The 13,783-nt window shown below is 59.1% G+C and carries 19 protein-coding genes; 6 read left to right on the plus strand and 13 right to left on the minus strand.

From position 1 onward, the window contains the following. Positions 1-2 precede the first annotated feature (2 nt). A complete protein-coding gene (locus tag AC1HFW_RS32265) occupies positions 3-497 on the minus strand; it encodes a hypothetical protein (RefSeq protein WP_054433601.1) in 495 nt (164 codons plus the stop codon). Positions 498-632: 135 nt separating this feature from the next. Between AC1HFW_RS32265 and AC1HFW_RS32270 the strand changes: the two genes are divergently transcribed. Together AC1HFW_RS32270 and AC1HFW_RS32275 are read left to right on the plus strand one after the other, a co-directional pair. Beyond that, a complete protein-coding gene (locus tag AC1HFW_RS32270) occupies positions 633-1,271 on the plus strand; it encodes a hypothetical protein (protein WP_054433600.1) in 639 nt (212 codons plus the stop codon). A gap of 283 nt (positions 1,272-1,554) precedes the next feature. Beyond that, positions 1,555-2,067 (plus strand): hypothetical protein, encoded by a 513-nt coding sequence (locus AC1HFW_RS32275; RefSeq protein WP_479286779.1) that lies wholly within the window; start codon positions 1,555-1,557, stop codon positions 2,065-2,067. A 13-nt stretch (positions 2,068-2,080) separates the two neighbouring features. On the opposite strand, the gene dsbG is transcribed toward AC1HFW_RS32275, so the two are convergent. The 7 genes from dsbG to AC1HFW_RS32310 form a co-directional block, all read right to left on the minus strand. Then, on the minus strand, positions 2,081-3,175 hold the full coding sequence (gene dsbG, locus AC1HFW_RS32280; protein ID WP_082404711.1) for a thiol:disulfide interchange protein DsbG: 1,095 nt from the start codon (positions 3,173-3,175) through the stop codon (positions 2,081-2,083). A gap of 28 nt (positions 3,176-3,203) precedes the next feature. Next, positions 3,204-3,809 carry a hypothetical protein gene (locus AC1HFW_RS32285; protein WP_457987320.1) on the minus strand — a complete coding sequence of 202 codons (606 nt, stop codon included), beginning with the start codon at positions 3,807-3,809 and terminating at the stop codon, positions 3,204-3,206. 201 nt (positions 3,810-4,010) lie between these two features. Further along, positions 4,011-4,865, minus strand: coding sequence for a hypothetical protein (locus tag AC1HFW_RS32290; protein WP_479286781.1), 855 nt, complete (start codon positions 4,863-4,865; stop codon positions 4,011-4,013). Continuing rightward, a complete protein-coding gene (locus AC1HFW_RS32295) occupies positions 4,855-5,757 on the minus strand; it encodes a hypothetical protein (protein WP_479286782.1) in 903 nt (300 codons plus the stop codon). The genes AC1HFW_RS32290 and AC1HFW_RS32295 overlap by 11 nt, the downstream gene beginning before the upstream one ends. A 390-nt stretch (positions 5,758-6,147) precedes the next feature. Next, positions 6,148-6,600 carry a type IV pilus biogenesis protein PilM gene (locus AC1HFW_RS32300; RefSeq protein WP_479286783.1) on the minus strand — a complete coding sequence of 151 codons (453 nt, stop codon included), beginning with the start codon at positions 6,598-6,600 and terminating at the stop codon, positions 6,148-6,150. Between the two features lie 25 nt (positions 6,601-6,625). After that, the gene (locus AC1HFW_RS32305; protein WP_479286785.1) at positions 6,626-6,931 is read right to left on the minus strand and encodes a hypothetical protein; all 306 of its coding nucleotides are present in this window, start codon (positions 6,929-6,931) and stop codon (positions 6,626-6,628) included. A 31-nt stretch (positions 6,932-6,962) separates the two neighbouring features. Next, a complete protein-coding gene (locus AC1HFW_RS32310; RefSeq protein ID WP_156350435.1) occupies positions 6,963-7,265 on the minus strand; it encodes a hypothetical protein in 303 nt (100 codons plus the stop codon). Here AC1HFW_RS32310 and AC1HFW_RS32315 point away from each other — a divergent pair. Then, positions 7,264-8,268: a 3'-5' exonuclease gene (locus AC1HFW_RS32315; protein WP_479286787.1), complete on the plus strand. Its 1,005-nt coding sequence runs from the start codon at positions 7,264-7,266 to the stop codon at positions 8,266-8,268. The two genes, AC1HFW_RS32310 and AC1HFW_RS32315, sit on opposite strands and share 2 nt — an antisense overlap. Here the strand turns inward: AC1HFW_RS32315 and AC1HFW_RS32320 are convergent. Continuing rightward, positions 8,252-8,974: an EAL domain-containing protein gene (locus AC1HFW_RS32320; protein WP_054433591.1), complete on the minus strand. Its 723-nt coding sequence runs from the start codon at positions 8,972-8,974 to the stop codon at positions 8,252-8,254. The two genes, AC1HFW_RS32315 and AC1HFW_RS32320, sit on opposite strands and share 17 nt — an antisense overlap. Before the next feature lie 771 nt (positions 8,975-9,745). On the opposite strand from AC1HFW_RS32320, the gene AC1HFW_RS32325 reads away from it, so the two are divergent. The 3 genes from AC1HFW_RS32325 to AC1HFW_RS32335 all read left to right on the plus strand — a co-directional run bounded on the left by AC1HFW_RS32325 (position 9,746) and on the right by AC1HFW_RS32335 (position 11,666). Further along, complete coding sequence (locus tag AC1HFW_RS32325; RefSeq protein WP_479286789.1) at positions 9,746-10,366, plus strand: hypothetical protein; 621 nt, start codon at positions 9,746-9,748, stop codon at positions 10,364-10,366. Positions 10,367-10,557: 191 nt separating this feature from the next. After that, the gene (locus tag AC1HFW_RS32330) at positions 10,558-11,175 is read left to right on the plus strand and encodes a hypothetical protein (protein WP_156350429.1); all 618 of its coding nucleotides are present in this window, start codon (positions 10,558-10,560) and stop codon (positions 11,173-11,175) included. Then, entirely contained in the window at positions 11,172-11,666 is a 495-nt protein-coding gene (locus AC1HFW_RS32335; RefSeq protein ID WP_479286790.1) for a hypothetical protein, read from the plus strand. The genes AC1HFW_RS32330 and AC1HFW_RS32335 overlap by 4 nt, the downstream gene beginning before the upstream one ends. Before the next feature lie 5 nt (positions 11,667-11,671). On the opposite strand, the gene AC1HFW_RS32340 is transcribed toward AC1HFW_RS32335, so the two are convergent. From AC1HFW_RS32340 to AC1HFW_RS32355, 4 genes are read right to left on the minus strand one after another with little or no spacing between them, the layout of a single operon-like run. Further along, the gene (locus AC1HFW_RS32340; protein ID WP_479286792.1) at positions 11,672-12,079 is read right to left on the minus strand and encodes a hypothetical protein; all 408 of its coding nucleotides are present in this window, start codon (positions 12,077-12,079) and stop codon (positions 11,672-11,674) included. Continuing rightward, a complete protein-coding gene (locus tag AC1HFW_RS32345; protein ID WP_479286793.1) occupies positions 12,076-12,687 on the minus strand; it encodes a flagellar transcriptional regulator FlhC in 612 nt (203 codons plus the stop codon). Before AC1HFW_RS32345 ends, AC1HFW_RS32340 begins: the two co-directional genes overlap by 4 nt. Beyond that, positions 12,687-13,031, minus strand: a complete 345-nt coding sequence (locus tag AC1HFW_RS32350) for a flagellar transcriptional regulator FlhD (protein WP_479286795.1) — start codon at positions 13,029-13,031, stop codon at positions 12,687-12,689. Before AC1HFW_RS32350 ends, AC1HFW_RS32345 begins: the two co-directional genes overlap by 1 nt. A 58-nt stretch (positions 13,032-13,089) precedes the next feature. Next, positions 13,090-13,725 carry a metal-dependent phosphohydrolase gene (locus AC1HFW_RS32355; protein ID WP_479286797.1) on the minus strand — a complete coding sequence of 212 codons (636 nt, stop codon included), beginning with the start codon at positions 13,723-13,725 and terminating at the stop codon, positions 13,090-13,092. Positions 13,726-13,783 lie beyond the last annotated feature (58 nt).

Consider the following 13,783-nt stretch of genomic DNA (forward strand, 5'->3'; position numbering starts at 1 on the left):
TTTCAATGTATCGACCGGGCAGCCATCGTGGAGTTCTCTCCCAGCGGGATGATCAGGTGTGTTTCACCACCTTCTGCAATGAGCCGGCTAACCCAAGTCTGCGCGCAGAACTCAATCACCTGGCTCGCTCGTGCCCTCCCGCGGGCGGTAACCATGCCAGAGGTCATCATGAGGGCCATCAACTGGTGAAGCTCCGTCCTGGCCATGAGCACTTGCAGTCCGTCCCACGGCGTGCCTGGATTGTTCATGGCCGCCCACAAATCGCCCCACGCCGTCACCAGCGCAATCTCGCAGGCTTGCGATGAAACGTGAAGGTGCTCGCCAGTTACGGTTTCAAGCCCCGCCATGGCCGTCAGGTTGGCGGCAAGCACGGGAACACGCCGGCCCTTGCCGGATGCGAGCTCACTGGCAAGCCTCATGGAACCAGAAGCGCGGTGGCGCACCTTGTCGCTGACTTGCGCTCGAAAGCTCGGTATTTGGGACTTCTTGTCTGTCATGAGGACCGTCGATTGTGATCTGCCCGCAAATCCTAACAAGGGGAAAACACGTCCTCAAGGCGAAACGAGACGAAGCGGAAAATCAGAAGCGAATGATAAAATTTGGCAAGAATTGGACCCTTGAAGACTACGAAAATGAGCCACACCGTCCGCGCTTACCATGGAAGCGGAACATCTATCAGCGATTTCTGCTATAGCTTTACCAACCAAGGGCGAGATCAACTTGGCAGCGGGTTCTATTTCAGTGACGACCTACAGCAGGCGCTGAGCTACACATCTGCCACCCAAGACGGCCTGCCCAAGTTGGGTGGATCCGACAAACCAACGGTGCATGTGGCGGATCTCACGTTCGAGCGACTGCTCGACTGGGAAGAGGAACTGCCCATCAATTTACGGCAGGTGCTCGCTCTGATCAAGCGCGCCCCCGGACTTGAGGACGCCCTTCAAAACTGGGGCGACGTGGATTACGAAGGACGCGAAAAGGTCCTGGCCCGCGCGGCCGACGCGTACGTCCACGGCAAAGGCGATGGACCAACCCTCAAAACGATCAACAAGATTGCCAACGATTTCTATCCGTCGGACGTCGCCCAATTCAATGAAGCGCTGCGTGACGTACTTGGCATTGACGGGGTGTGCTATCGAATGCCTGAGTTCGTTCACTACGTGGCGTTTTTCCCAACGCAGATCGCCATCCTGCAACGGCTCACGGTTGAGGAGGCGCGCGCAATGCTTGAGACTCCAGAACCTCCTCGGGCACCTCGTCCACGGCAATAAGATAAGGCCCGACACCACAAAATCTACAACTATGATTTATCAAGGTTTTTTCTCGGTTTGACTCTAGGCATCTGCCTCGCCTCTTGTTACAGTGGCGGCCAGTTTACTAGTCTAGACCGAGATGGAACCACACCACTTGCAACACTTGGCGCGGGTGGCCGCGGCGATAACGGACGGTCCACAGGTGGTCTTCGCCGGCTTGGCGGCCATACTACGAGTCGTCTCCAAGCCGTCCCCTGCCCTGATCGCCCGATTCGCCCAACTCGAGTCGGCTGAAGTACTCGTGTTTGACAACGATTCACCGCAGGCGAGCGTTGAATTGCTTGAACAAACAGTGGGAGTTGACTCCCCTTTTCACCACCGATACGGCTATTGCTTGAGGCCCCATCTGTCGTGGGTGCCAGAGCTTGCCACCAACTGGCATAAGCACCTGATTTATGTGAATGCCAACCTGCGGCATGGGCCCATGGTTATGGGCCTATCTCCGGTAGACGTTGTACTCAGCAACCTGGCTACCAACACCGACCCACTGATCAACATGGAGCTCGTTCTGTGCGGCGCCGTGGATGTAGAGGATCTGTATTCGCGGGCGGAAGGATGGGCGCTAACCGGGGCGAAGCGACAAGCCGTTTTTGACCGATTGACCGCGCTCACCGAGTCGGTAGGAGTATGTCAACCCGACCTGGTCCGATCCGTGTGGTCAAAACAGGCGCCCCCGCCGGCGGTTTCCGACGGTACGGCACCTGAATTGTCCAATGTCATTCCGTTGATGGGCCGGGTGCTGCGCCAAGGTTGACGCTGCGTCGCTGTCAGCGGAAGTTGTCCAGGCGCGGATCCTTGTTCTCGATCTCACTGATTCCGGTGATGCTTGGAATATCGGCGAGGCGAATGACGCCAGGGATCAACTTCACCGCGCCGGTTGGATCCTTGTAGAGGAAGGCGGGTGTGCCCGTGGCGCCGACCCGGCGCATCAAATCGGCATGGCGGTCCAACGCTTGTCGAACGTCAGGCGTGACATCGGCCGAAGGGAAGGCGTCGCCTTGCTTTTCAGCCCATCCAGCGTGCCCTGCTTCCATTGTGGCCACCGGATTGCTGGAGGTCATAAGCGCAGCCGCCTTTTTGTCGCTGTCGACACCGATCACGGCGACGGGAATCCAGCGTACCTGCAGGCCGGCATCCATATAGGGCTTCAAGCCCAGCCAGCCTACGTGGCAAAAGCCACAGTTGGCATCGAAGAACCCATAAATCGTTGCCTTTGCGTCCTTGTCATCAGCGCCTTCACGAAACCAGCGCGCGCCTTCAAGTTCGGACCAAAATTTCGAGTAGTCGATCTTGGGGCGGTAAGCTTCCAAATAGTCGCCGGTGAAATTGCGCAACTCGGCACCGCCTTCGCCGAACAACGATCCAACCACGATGTGCTTTTCGTCCGGCGTCGTGTAAAGGATCGCGGAGCCCGCGGGCGAAGAAGCCGGATAGATCACCCAGACGGTGAGGCCGCCTTGCCCGGGGAATGCCTTGACGACCCGATCGCCTGGATTGAGCGCCTTCTTGAGGATTTCTGGGATCTTCTCTTCTGGGACGCCGTTGGCATCGATCTTGCCGTCGTCTGGGGTAATCGGCAGGTTCCAGCCCTGCACATGGATGATCGGACGCGCCGCTGGATCTCCCAAGGCATCCAGGCCCGTCAAGTCATTGGAAATCTTCGGTACCGGGCTGACGGATGTCACGTTCGGCGGCAGAAGACGGTCTGCGCTTCCGCCTCCGGCGGTTTGCTGTACCAGCCGCCCCGCTGCATACACCGTGACAGCTGCGACGAGAATCGCCACGACAGCCGTTGAACGAGGATGCCGCAGCTTCCAGCGCGGGCCACTGGTGTAATTCGTGGTGGATTGCTCTTTCGCCATGGGTGTGGTCCTAAAAGGATCGTGCTTTTTATCGGCGCGCGTCCGGCGTGTCGGCTACGGCCAAGTTGAAAATATCGAGCATGGAGCTGGCCAAAGCTTGCGGAGCTTGACCCTCGAGCAAGCGATCCATCTGCGTGACGAAGGCCTCGAGCTCCTCTGGGTGAGAATGGATATGGTCAACAACCAGGCGCCGGTTGAACTCGACGACCCTTCGTGCCGCCGCGGGCTTACCGTTCACCATGAAGAAGGCGATGGCGACCTTGTCCGCCATTATTTCGTGGCCTTTATCGGAAAGTCCGAGACGTCGCCCCAGGGACTCCTGGTGAAAGGCCATGCAGTGACCAAACTCGTGAGCCGCGAGGTAGTAGACAGTATCGGCGCGACTGAAAATGCCCGATCGCTCGTATCCACTCAGCAGTTCAGCCCGCCTTTCCGTGTTGAAGCGCACCATGCACGCCGCGGTGCGCTGCCCATTGATTCGAGCATTGGCGTCGAAGTTCACAGCAAGGATCGTGTGTGGGTCGAACGCAGCGCCTGACACACCTGCCAAGAAGCGCTGCACATTTGGCGCGCTCGAGTCCAGGACGTCGATTCGAACGGGTTCCTTCACCGCGGTACGGTAGCTGGTCATCATTCGATTGAGCACAATGGCCAGCGCTGACCTGAAATCGTCTGGTGCCGTGCCTGGGGCAACGCGGACAGCCGGCGCGGAGAACCTGGATGTGGGCTGAGTCGCCGGGTGTGAATGAGCTACGGCAGTGCCGCACACCGTAGCCAGCACGCCGGCCGAGAAGAGTGATCGGAGGTATGAACCGAAACTTGGCACGGTCATGTCCTAGTAATTGAGCGCTTGCATGCGCATGAGCAGCAGTTGCACGAATGAGTTCAACGAAAAGCCGTAGCATGCCGCCGCGAAATATGTCAGAGCGCAGCCGACGAAGATGCCCGGAATGAACGGAGCTCCATGGCTCCAATGCGAGAAATGGCCCAGCGATCGCGCGATGCGCTGGCTAACCTGCGGCGCGACCTGCAAGGGCATCGAGACGAGGCAAGCCACTGCCATCACCAGCAACACGTCAACACCGAACAGCATCGAAAGTGCAAGCAGCAGAAGAACGTCACCATCGCCAAAAACCATCCCAGGCGCTTGGCGCCCACGGATTACCAACATGACCTTGGTTATAGGGACAACAAGTGCGATCAGAACCGAGGTCAGGACGAAACCCACAAGGGAGAATTGCGCGCCACCGGTCGGGTAGATGCCCGAGATGATCGTCAGAAGAGCCGAGATGACCGCAACAACCCAAATGCTGTTGTCTGGCACGCTGCAGTCATCAAGGTCCATCGCGCTTAGCTGTAGAACCAGCATGAGTACGATCCCGACCCCGGCACCGCTCACGAAGTCATTTGCCACCGCCCCGATCGCAGCGAGAAGCGCGGCGCCGAGCAAGGCATACACGAAGCCTCGGCGACGAAGTCGTCCCCGATCAGCTTGGCGAACAGCCGTTTCTGCTTGCGCGATGGACAGTTCCTCAGCCCAGACTCGCTCTTCACTTTGAGTGCCGGCGCGCGCCTGATTCAACCTCGCATCAGCTATGACGACCTTCAGTAGCTTGGTCGGTGTGGCGCGGCCCACGTAGAAGCCGGCCGCGGCGCCTACGGCGGCATAAGCCGCTACATCAAAGCTCATCAGCGGCTCGGTACTTGTTTTGGATCATCAGGTTTTGTTCTGCGATGGTGCGGCCCCAGCGGCTGTCCCGACGCTGAACAAGCGCGTACCGTCGTCGGAAGGCGTGCCGTCGTTCCGCGAGAATCTCGATACCGTGTCGAATGCGCTCGTACAGTGCCGCCAATTCGCCCTTCCGTTCCAGGGTGTAAAGCTGCCGGTAGTTATGCCGGCGGACCCCATCAAATACCGGGTCGGTCAGTTCCGGGGGCTGATCCCAGAGCATGGCCAGCGGAACGGGAACTCCGCATTCCCAGTACATGAACTGCAGCGCGTGAAAGAGCTCCACCTTCACCGCCACCTCGCTACGGGACGAGATGGTACGGCTGTACCAAACTCGACTGCAGAGCATCTCAAGGCACATCAAAGCTTCGTTGCGGCCAGCTGGACTCACAGCCTCTTCAAGGCCTCGGTCGAAATGCTGTAACGCCGCGGCCCTGCCGGTTGCCGCGCTTTCAGGCAGGTCGCAGAACTCCAGCGGCAGGGTCCCCATCAGAACCAGCACATCCGTCAACCATTGGTCGAGGCCAGCAGGGTCGAGCTTGAGCGTTGGGTGCTGCATCGCCTTCGCGCGGCGCAGGCTTTGAACAAGGGTGAACCGGTCACGGAATTGGTGATGGGTCAGCTCCAGAATTGCTGGGACCAGGACCTCCCATGCCTTGCGTATGACCGATGGCGCCACCGGGTACTGCGACTGCTGGTTCAGTAGGCGTGCGAGCTGCAGGCGATCATTTCGCTCGGCGTCGTCCTCGAACCGCTGATCAGTCGTGTTGAAGAGGTTGAACTGAAAGCCCATTCCATCCAACCCTATGGAAGGGCGTATGGCGGGCGTGGACGTTGTCAGAGAGGAAATCATGGGGGATCCGCAAGAGTCGGTTGAACAGCTGACCTTGAATTTCGAAGAATTCTATACTCTTAGAATCATACGTACAAAACCAATTCTTAACTCTTCTCCAAATTCGTAGCTCGAGTTACAACTTTGCGCGCTGGAACAGCTACCGCTTGGTGTCCTTAGACCTCAGAAGCCATGCCTCGCATTGAGCAGATTCGCTTGAGCCCTGGCACCACTTCGGACGCCCTTTCCTTCTCGGAGAACTACCAACTGCGTGGCCTTCTTCGGCCAACTACCAACTTCATGGCCGAACGCTTGGCCATGAAGTTGTTTTCCTACATCGCTTGGAGAGTCTCCTGGTGCCGAGACGACAAGAAGCCGACGAGGTGTCGGCGCTACGCATGGGCTGACTGATTAGCCCGGGGGCGACAACGTTGACTTGCCCACCCCAAATGATCCTTTCGTGATGCGAAGCAGCTCGGCCTGAACGCCGCGTTGGCTCGCATGTGCTGACGAGATCGGCTTGTAATACAGGTGCAGCTCCCCTGCTTCAATCACTCCCGTCACGCCTGGCATGGGTCCTTTGAACCATGTCATGACGTTCTCAGGCTTGTCGCCGGCCGCGTCTGCGGCAGAGATCAATTCGAGTGCATTGCCGTGGAAACTCTGATATCGCGCGCGGTTGGGAGTCTGGCCAGCTGCGTTGCGATAGCTTACGTAGTTGTTGATGTACTGTTGATACGCCAACATGTTTGCCGCCACCGCTTGCGCTTCGCTGGTGAGTTTCACTTCGGCCTGGGCCGCTGAGGTTTCGCTCTGCCAGAAGCTGCTCATCAGAGCGATCATTACGACGAGGATGAAGGCCAAGGGCATCAGTTTCCCGCCTATTCGGTTAGTTGCAGGCCGCAGCTCGTGCGGCCCGTGAGGCGCGCGCCGCCGCAGCGATGGCCGAGTTCACCTGAGATGAACGCGCGGAATCACCGGACCACTCGCTCCTGCGCGTGCTTGGCACTGACGCGTTCACCCGCGACAGCGTTTGCTTCATAGCGGCCGTCATTTGCGGGGCAGTTCGCCCGTCGATCGACCTGACGGATGGAGCTTGTTCTGCCGCCATCGCCGGCAGGCTGGAGGAAATCAGTAACAGAGCGAATGCCAGGCCGGCATGACGCATCCGTTTGTTGGTGAGTTTGTGACCCATGGTGAGTCTCCGATTGTGATTCCCGCGGCCTTTAAGCCTCGATCCGGGAAAGAAGCGAGTCGCCGAGTTCAATGGCCTCAACCAGCTTTTCCCGTATTGCGCGCCGCTCGTCGCTAGGCACCTCTTCGAGCGTGATGCCGGCCGCATCGCCGGGCTTTTGCTCCGTCATCGACCACGAAAGTTCAAGCAGGCCCGCCATCGAGACGAACATATGCAGTTCGCGCTGTTGGTGCTCTTGAAGCCCAGGTTTGTCACGGGCCGCAACGGCGCGGTGCTTCAGCTCGAGGAGGTGCGCATGCTGCGCGCGCCAATGATTGTCATCGAAGAGATTCATGTCTGCTTTCGGATTTTGGTTGGATATCATGGCGATTATAGTTAGGGTTGGGGGTGCAAATACAGGCAGAATGGTCGTGAAATTCAGCTCATCCTGTCTCAAGCCTATCAAATCGGTATTCAACAATTCAAGGATCGCGATGTCAGTCAGCAGAACTCGAGGAGTTATTTTCGATGTGGAGGCGCATCACGTCGTTGAACCGCGAATCGTCGAGGCCGCATTTGGCTATGTGGATGAGGATGGCGTCTATCTGCCCGAAACCGCTGTGTGCCAACGATATGATCCAGGGCTTCCCTCTTCTCTGGGGGCGTTGGCGACTCATCACATTCTTGACCATGAGTTGGCCGGCATGCCTTCGTCCGACACGTTCTCGCTGCCCGACGACGTAGGGTTCGTGATCGGTCACAACGTATCCTTCGATCTTGTGGCAGCCGGATCACCACCTGAAATCCGCTCGATTGACACCTTGGTGCTTGCCCGCAAAGCCTGGCCCGAACTGGACAGCCACACGCAGTCTGCCCTGTTCTACCATCTGCACGGAGAGTCGTTCGAGTCATTGGCCAAAGCGCGGGAGCTGCTGCGCGGCGCCCATAGCGCGGCCACGGACATAAAGGTTTGCGCGGAGATCTTGCGAGCCTTGATCGAGCATTTCGATGAGGATCTCCAAGATATGCCGCAGATAGTGTCATCTCAAGACGATCTGCCGCTGCTCGAGCGGCTTCACCTGCTGAGCTTAGCCGCCTCTGTTCCTCTGCAGATGACTTTTGGCCAACACAAGGGCCTTGATGCTCATCGAGTACCCCTTGATTACAAGCGCTGGTACCTCAACCTCGCCACCCGTGATCCCATGGTGGCGATTGCCATGACAGCCGGAGCAGGATCAGAAAAAGATCGTGAGCTGTACCTTCTTGCGCAAGCGGTATTCGGAGAGGGCGCGGTGCCCGAGGCGCAAGTCCAAGTCGATCGCCCCAGGCAGCCAGGCTCCTTTACGTTCGGCAGATGAAGGCGCGATTGGCTGGCGTAGGCCGGCCAAACAGGTAGCCCTGACCAAAATCGGCCCCCAGTTCTTTCGCGACTGCCAAGTCCTCGTTGGTTTCGATCCATTCTGCGACAGTATGGGCACCCAGCTGATGCGCGAGATCCACAATGGTCTTGACGATCATCTGCGCACGCTGGCTGCAGGCGAGGCCTTTGATCAGGGCGCCGTCGATCTTGATGATGTCTGCGTCAATGTCCCGCAGAACAGCCAACGACATATGGCCGGCACCCAAATCATCGAGCGCCAGGCGCACTCCCGCTTGTCGGAGCCTTCCGATCAGATCCAGCACTCGGCCCACGGGCGCCAAGCGCTCCGACTCTGTCACCTCCAGCCAGAGCCTGCTCGCAATCTCAGGCTCGGCGCACACCTCCTGCAGGTGCTGCGAATACTCCTGATTCAGCAGCGTCGTCGCCGTAACGTTCACGCTAAGGAAATCTGGCCGCTGCGTGTTTGAGCGCAAGAGGCTGGAGACCCCTTCCAGTGCCCATGAGTCGACGTCGATCTGGCGTCCAGTGAGCTTTGCCAGGCCGAGGATTCGTTGCAGGTCGACAGCATCGCCACCTCGAGTGAAAAACCGCGCCAGAGCCTCACCCCCAGACGGTGAGCCAAGCGTCAACGGTTCAATCGGCTGCACATACAGACGCGCGCAGACATCGCACTCTTCAAACAATGGGCGCCTGCGACTCAAAGTGCTTCCCCCGTATCTGAAGGCCACTCTCGCGCCAGTCGATTCGTTCCGGCCAGGAGACCTGCGAACATAAGCAGACTCGAAACGAGGATGATCACCACCCCGAGGTTCGTTGCCTGAAGGGCAAGAAGGGCCAGGGCCGCCAAGTTCAATGCGCCCCCTATCAGAACGATTCGAAGAACACGGCGCGTGTGAAAGCCCAGGCCGGCAGCATTGAGCCTCCGTCTCAGGACAGCCGTGGTGACGCCCGCGAGTATCGAAACAGCAAGTCCAAACACAAGACCTGCAGCCACAAGGCCGTACAGCGCGGCAGCACCTATCCAGGGAAGCCGAGATTTGAGACGCGACGAAAACGGCGGCATCAACGGATCCTCGAGCTCGAAGTCAGCGCCTCATCAAGCCGGCGAGCGCACCGTGCAGAAAATGCAGGATCGGGTTCAGCGGCGAGAGTGGGTTCCACGCGCGTTGCGTGTGCATCTTGCACGTGCGTCTTTGTCAAAGGCTTCAAAGCGCTCTTAAGCAAACGACCGAGGGTGCTAACGGTGTTCTGAGTCATAACTACCCCTATTAGGATGTGAGTCATGCTATCAGAACCATTTCATTTAGCGAGGCAAGAGCGATCATTAGTGCGCTGAGCGTCGGCCACTGAACTCTCACCCGATGCCAGCTTTCGGCGGTTTCATGCTCCCCCTAGAATGCTTGACGATATTGAGTAAAATCGCAGGATTCTATTCATTGCGATCCTGAGAAAACATGACCGAAACCAATTCAAGTTTGAACGACCTCATAGCGCAGAGAGATGCGTTGACGGAGAAGATCGCCGAGCTCAAGAAGGGGCGCTCCGAGGCGATCAAAAAGATCGTTGCGGTCATGGGAAGGTTCGCCATTTCGGTCGATGAGATTCAGCTGGCACTACCGAACGCCGCCCCCGCCAGTGCCCCCAGTGCCGTCACAGCCAAGCCCCCTTATACGGGCAAGAAGCGCGGCCGCAAGCCTAAGGGGACGCCTGGGCATGCTGATCTCTCTGGAGACAGCCAAAACGGTGTTGGCGGTAGTGGCGCAGGACTTGGAGCCGCTGATCCTGCTGCTGGCAATCCTCCTGCATCTGACCTGTTCCAAAGCGCCAAGCCCGGTGCCGCGGCATCGCCGACCGCGGCCGATGGTAGCGCCCCAGCGGAGGCCCCCAACACCTCCGACCCCGCACTCACTGATGGTGCGACACATCGAGATGACGCGGCCGGCGATGCACCTACTGCGCCCGGCAGCCAGGCGCCTTCGCACGATGATGACGACAGCGCTGCGGCACAACGTCCTGGCCAAGCGTCTGACGACGAGGCGAATCCGATTCCCTCGGCGGCCCCGTCCGCAGACTGAACGTCTGATATCCCAATGGACGGCCGCCTTAGGGCGGCCGTTTCTTTTTTGGTAGGAAATCGCTATTTGCTCACCATTCAATATGATATCTTGCACTAATGATTACTACCTATTAAAGGTGCGAAATGTTTCCTCGTCGTCTGGCAGGTCTTCTCGCTCGCAAGCCGTCGTCGCGAGCCAACGTGGAACGGGTGAACGATGTCATCCTTCAAGACCGAGCGAATGCCGCAACTCGCTCGGTCGCGCAACTGCCCACTCAAGCGCTGAGCACACCGATCCATCACAGCTCGTCCGCCGCCATCGCGCGTCCCATCGTGCAAGTAGCACCCACTTTGCCCTCGAGCCCGCCGGCGACTGCGCATGCCGCCAGCGCCCTTGACCAATCTGAACGCGTAGCAGATCACGAGGCGTCACTGGACCGATTCAAGAAGTTCGCCCGGGGGCGTAAGCTTTCGGTGGCCAAAGCGAAGACTGCCGGCGCAACATTCGCGAATGCGTCGACCGAAGCGGCGTGGGAGGCCTGGAAGCACCAGGAGGACGCGCAAAGCGGGGGGGAAAGCCAGGTGGTGCTCAAGCTGCAGGAGCAACTCGCTGCCACGAAACACGTGCTTCACGCGCTCGAGTTCCAGCGCCTTCAGACACCGGCCGGCGCGAGCCCTGCCGAAGATCTCACCTTCGTCGTGAAACGCTTGGCGCTGGCCCTCCACCGGCACGCGCCGTCCAGTCCGCTGCCTGAACAAGCAGTGACGCTCTTGACCCAGCGTGGGCTCATTCCAGGCCACTTTGATCTGGGAGCCGCCTCGAAATGAGCGTACTCGTAGCGATCCAGCCCTTCCCTGTGTTTGGGCACCTCTTCGAAGTACATCTGGAGGACGACGCCGATTTCTCGGCCATTGCCGCCGTCATCACGGCGCGGCGCTTGGCAAGCCGCGCGCTTGCCGAACCAGCCCCCTATTCGCGAGAACATGCGGAGGCCGCGCTCCTCGAAATCCGGGTGGCGCTCGTTAACGCATACCTGATCGACGCATCCGCCCGCGAAGCTCAGCACGTGGCGGTTGCGGAATATTTGGACGAACACCCCAGCGCATGGCTTTCGGCACGCTTTGTGGAAGCGCTAGCGAGGACGGGGGCGTCGACGGGAACCACCGCTGTACAGACCGCTGCGATGGACGCCGCGATTCACCAGGTGATTGGCGGCTCAGATCCGACTGATCTCCGTGAGCAGCGCCACAAACCCGTGCGGTTGCGGCGCCCCACTCGCAAACAGCGCAACGCTCAACGGCGCGCTGCCCAACTCTGAAGAACTCAACCCTGGACAGTTCCGAACTGCTGGCCTAGGTTGAGGATCGTTCCAACCACGAACATCACCACCAGGCCCCGGGCAATCCATCCCCATACTTTGGATTTTCGCGTGGCCAGGTGCTGGGTGGAGGCTGCCCACAGCCCCACCAGACACCAGACCCAGGCTAGCACGGCTAGGAAACCCAGGACATATGCAGCGACCAGCGCGCCCCCCGTCATTTCGGCCACCGCTGCGATCGATGCGTTGAGCAGGTGAACTCCAAGGTTCCCGATCAACACCACGTTTATCCAAAACGTACGGGCCAGGGAGTGTTTCCCAAGAAGGTGGGAAACCGCATATGAGTTCGCCAGGCCGGTGTTCGAAGCGCTTGCTTGGCCTCTTTCCGTACTGATGCTTGTCGAGCTGATCACGCAGCCTCCGAAGTTTGTTCTGAACGTTTATTGAAGCGCTTAGCCATCACCCCAAGGCTGCGAGCGGGCGGTTTGCAAAGGGGGCAGACGTAGCCTACTTGCAGATCTTCGCTATGGCGCAGGAAACTGAGCGAGCACTGCACGCAGGGGGCGAGCACCAATTGCGCGCTCTTGAAGAACTTCATCAGCATCCAAGCCCTGGTGAAGCTAAGGACTGGCTCTGGCTCGGCCCTCACCTCCGGGCTACCGCGGTAGATCTCGTACGCCCGAATCAATGCCCCGGAGCTGCTGCATCCGGCCACGTCTTCGAAAAAGCGAAACAGCCCGATAAAGGTCGTGGCGTGGATGTTTGGTCGCCATGGCAGGTACCAATCCACTGAAAACGGCAGCATGCCCTTGGGCGGCGACGCGCCGAGAATTTCCTTATAGAGCCGCGACAGTCGGTCATGGCTAATCCTGGTTTCACTCTCCAAGACCTGCAGGCGAGCGCCTAGCTCGATCATCTTGGACGCTGTTGCGATCTCATGCCCCTCCTGAGCCACGCTGCGAGGACGCCTCTGTTCGGTACGCTGGGCGTGCAACCCTGCCGCTGCGAGGACTTCTGGCATCACACCCCCTGCTCTGCTGGCGCTAACTGCGACGCAGCCACCATCAGTCGGGCCTGTTGGACGGGACTTTCGTGCGCGAGCTGGGCGAGGAGCGAAGCATCATTCAGACGAAAAGCACACAACAGCGTGGGCGCCGAGGCTAGCGCCAGCACCTGTTGCACCGACAGCCTGAGCAGGGTCTGCCCGACGTCCTGTTTCAGCCCGGTCTGAAATAGACCGCTGGGAAAGTCATGCTGCAGCAGGCGCTGAGCCAGCAACAGGTAGGCCATATTGACCTCGCGGATTTCGGCCTCAGCCGATGCGCCGGCTGGCCCTCGCCCGTTCTCCTGATAGGAAGTAAGCATAGAAACTGCCTATTAATCGTTGAATCAATAGCGCAAATTCTACCCTATTAGCACCAAATCACGCTCTCATTCGCGCTCGAGTCCGCGACGACTCGCTGGATACTTCGTGCTGCCGCTCCCATAGCTGGAGGTCCATGACGAAGGGTCGATTTTGAGTGATGGAAAGGTATCGTGCGAGGAAATACGCATGGGCTTCCTTCGGGTCCATCGGACGCACGACATATTCGGGAAGCTCGATCAGCAAGTCCAACTCGCCTTCCCATTCCCGCGGATCGGGCCACAAATCTCGCACCTCCATCGTGATCGCCTGAGTATCAGCCAGTTTGACCAGGTGCTTGACGTCTGGCGGGGGCTCGGCCGGCAGGCCTACGCTTTGATACACAGCACCCCTCACGCGATCGGCAATGTCCACGTAGGAGGGCCCAAGCAGCGCTTTGAGCATCGGGCAGATATCGCGGACGGCAAACTCCTCCCCGTCGTGCAGTAGCCCCCACATCGCGTACTCGGGGGGGACGAGGCAGCTTACCAAGACAGAGTGCTGGGCAACGCTGTAGAAGTCGGGCGTCTGCCCATTGAACCGCGCCTCTCGTGCTAATCCTAAAGCGACATCCGCGATGGTGAACTGGTCAGGCTTCGGGTTCGCGAAGTCGAGCTTCCCACCCGAGATCATTCTTGCAGTCGTGGATTTGGACATGTGCGTGCCCCTTCAATGTGAAAAAGCCCCCGATGGGCCGGGGGCTTGCCTGTTACTG

The sequence above is a fragment of the Achromobacter sp. ISS7 genome (assembly GCF_056523125.1).

Excerpts from the sequence above, each read along its gene's own strand:
- AC1HFW_RS32265 (WP_054433601.1), bottom strand. The coding sequence starts at position 497 with ATGACAGACAAGAAGTCCCAAATACCGAGCTTTCGAGCGCAAGTCAGC.
- AC1HFW_RS32270 (WP_054433600.1), top strand. The coding sequence starts at position 633 with ATGAGCCACACCGTCCGCGCTTACCATGGAAGCGGAACATCTATCAGC.
- dsbG (WP_082404711.1), bottom strand. The coding sequence starts at position 3,175 with ATGGCGAAAGAGCAATCCACCACGAATTACACCAGTGGCCCGCGCTGG.
- AC1HFW_RS32285 (WP_457987320.1), bottom strand. The coding sequence starts at position 3,809 with ATGATGACCAGCTACCGTACCGCGGTGAAGGAACCCGTTCGAATCGAC.
- AC1HFW_RS32290 (WP_479286781.1), bottom strand. The coding sequence starts at position 4,865 with ATGAGCTTTGATGTAGCGGCTTATGCCGCCGTAGGCGCCGCGGCCGGC.
- AC1HFW_RS32295 (WP_479286782.1), bottom strand. The coding sequence starts at position 5,757 with ATGATTTCCTCTCTGACAACGTCCACGCCCGCCATACGCCCTTCCATA.
- AC1HFW_RS32305 (WP_479286785.1), bottom strand. The coding sequence starts at position 6,931 with ATGGGTCACAAACTCACCAACAAACGGATGCGTCATGCCGGCCTGGCA.
- AC1HFW_RS32315 (WP_479286787.1), top strand. The coding sequence starts at position 7,264 with ATGTCTGCTTTCGGATTTTGGTTGGATATCATGGCGATTATAGTTAGG.
- AC1HFW_RS32310 (WP_156350435.1), bottom strand. The coding sequence starts at position 7,265 with ATGAATCTCTTCGATGACAATCATTGGCGCGCGCAGCATGCGCACCTC.
- AC1HFW_RS32325 (WP_479286789.1), top strand. The coding sequence starts at position 9,746 with ATGACCGAAACCAATTCAAGTTTGAACGACCTCATAGCGCAGAGAGAT.
- AC1HFW_RS32335 (WP_479286790.1), top strand. The coding sequence starts at position 11,172 with ATGAGCGTACTCGTAGCGATCCAGCCCTTCCCTGTGTTTGGGCACCTC.
- AC1HFW_RS32345 (WP_479286793.1), bottom strand. The coding sequence starts at position 12,687 with ATGCCAGAAGTCCTCGCAGCGGCAGGGTTGCACGCCCAGCGTACCGAA.
- AC1HFW_RS32350 (WP_479286795.1), bottom strand. The coding sequence starts at position 13,031 with ATGCTTACTTCCTATCAGGAGAACGGGCGAGGGCCAGCCGGCGCATCG.
- AC1HFW_RS32355 (WP_479286797.1), bottom strand. The coding sequence starts at position 13,725 with ATGTCCAAATCCACGACTGCAAGAATGATCTCGGGTGGGAAGCTCGAC.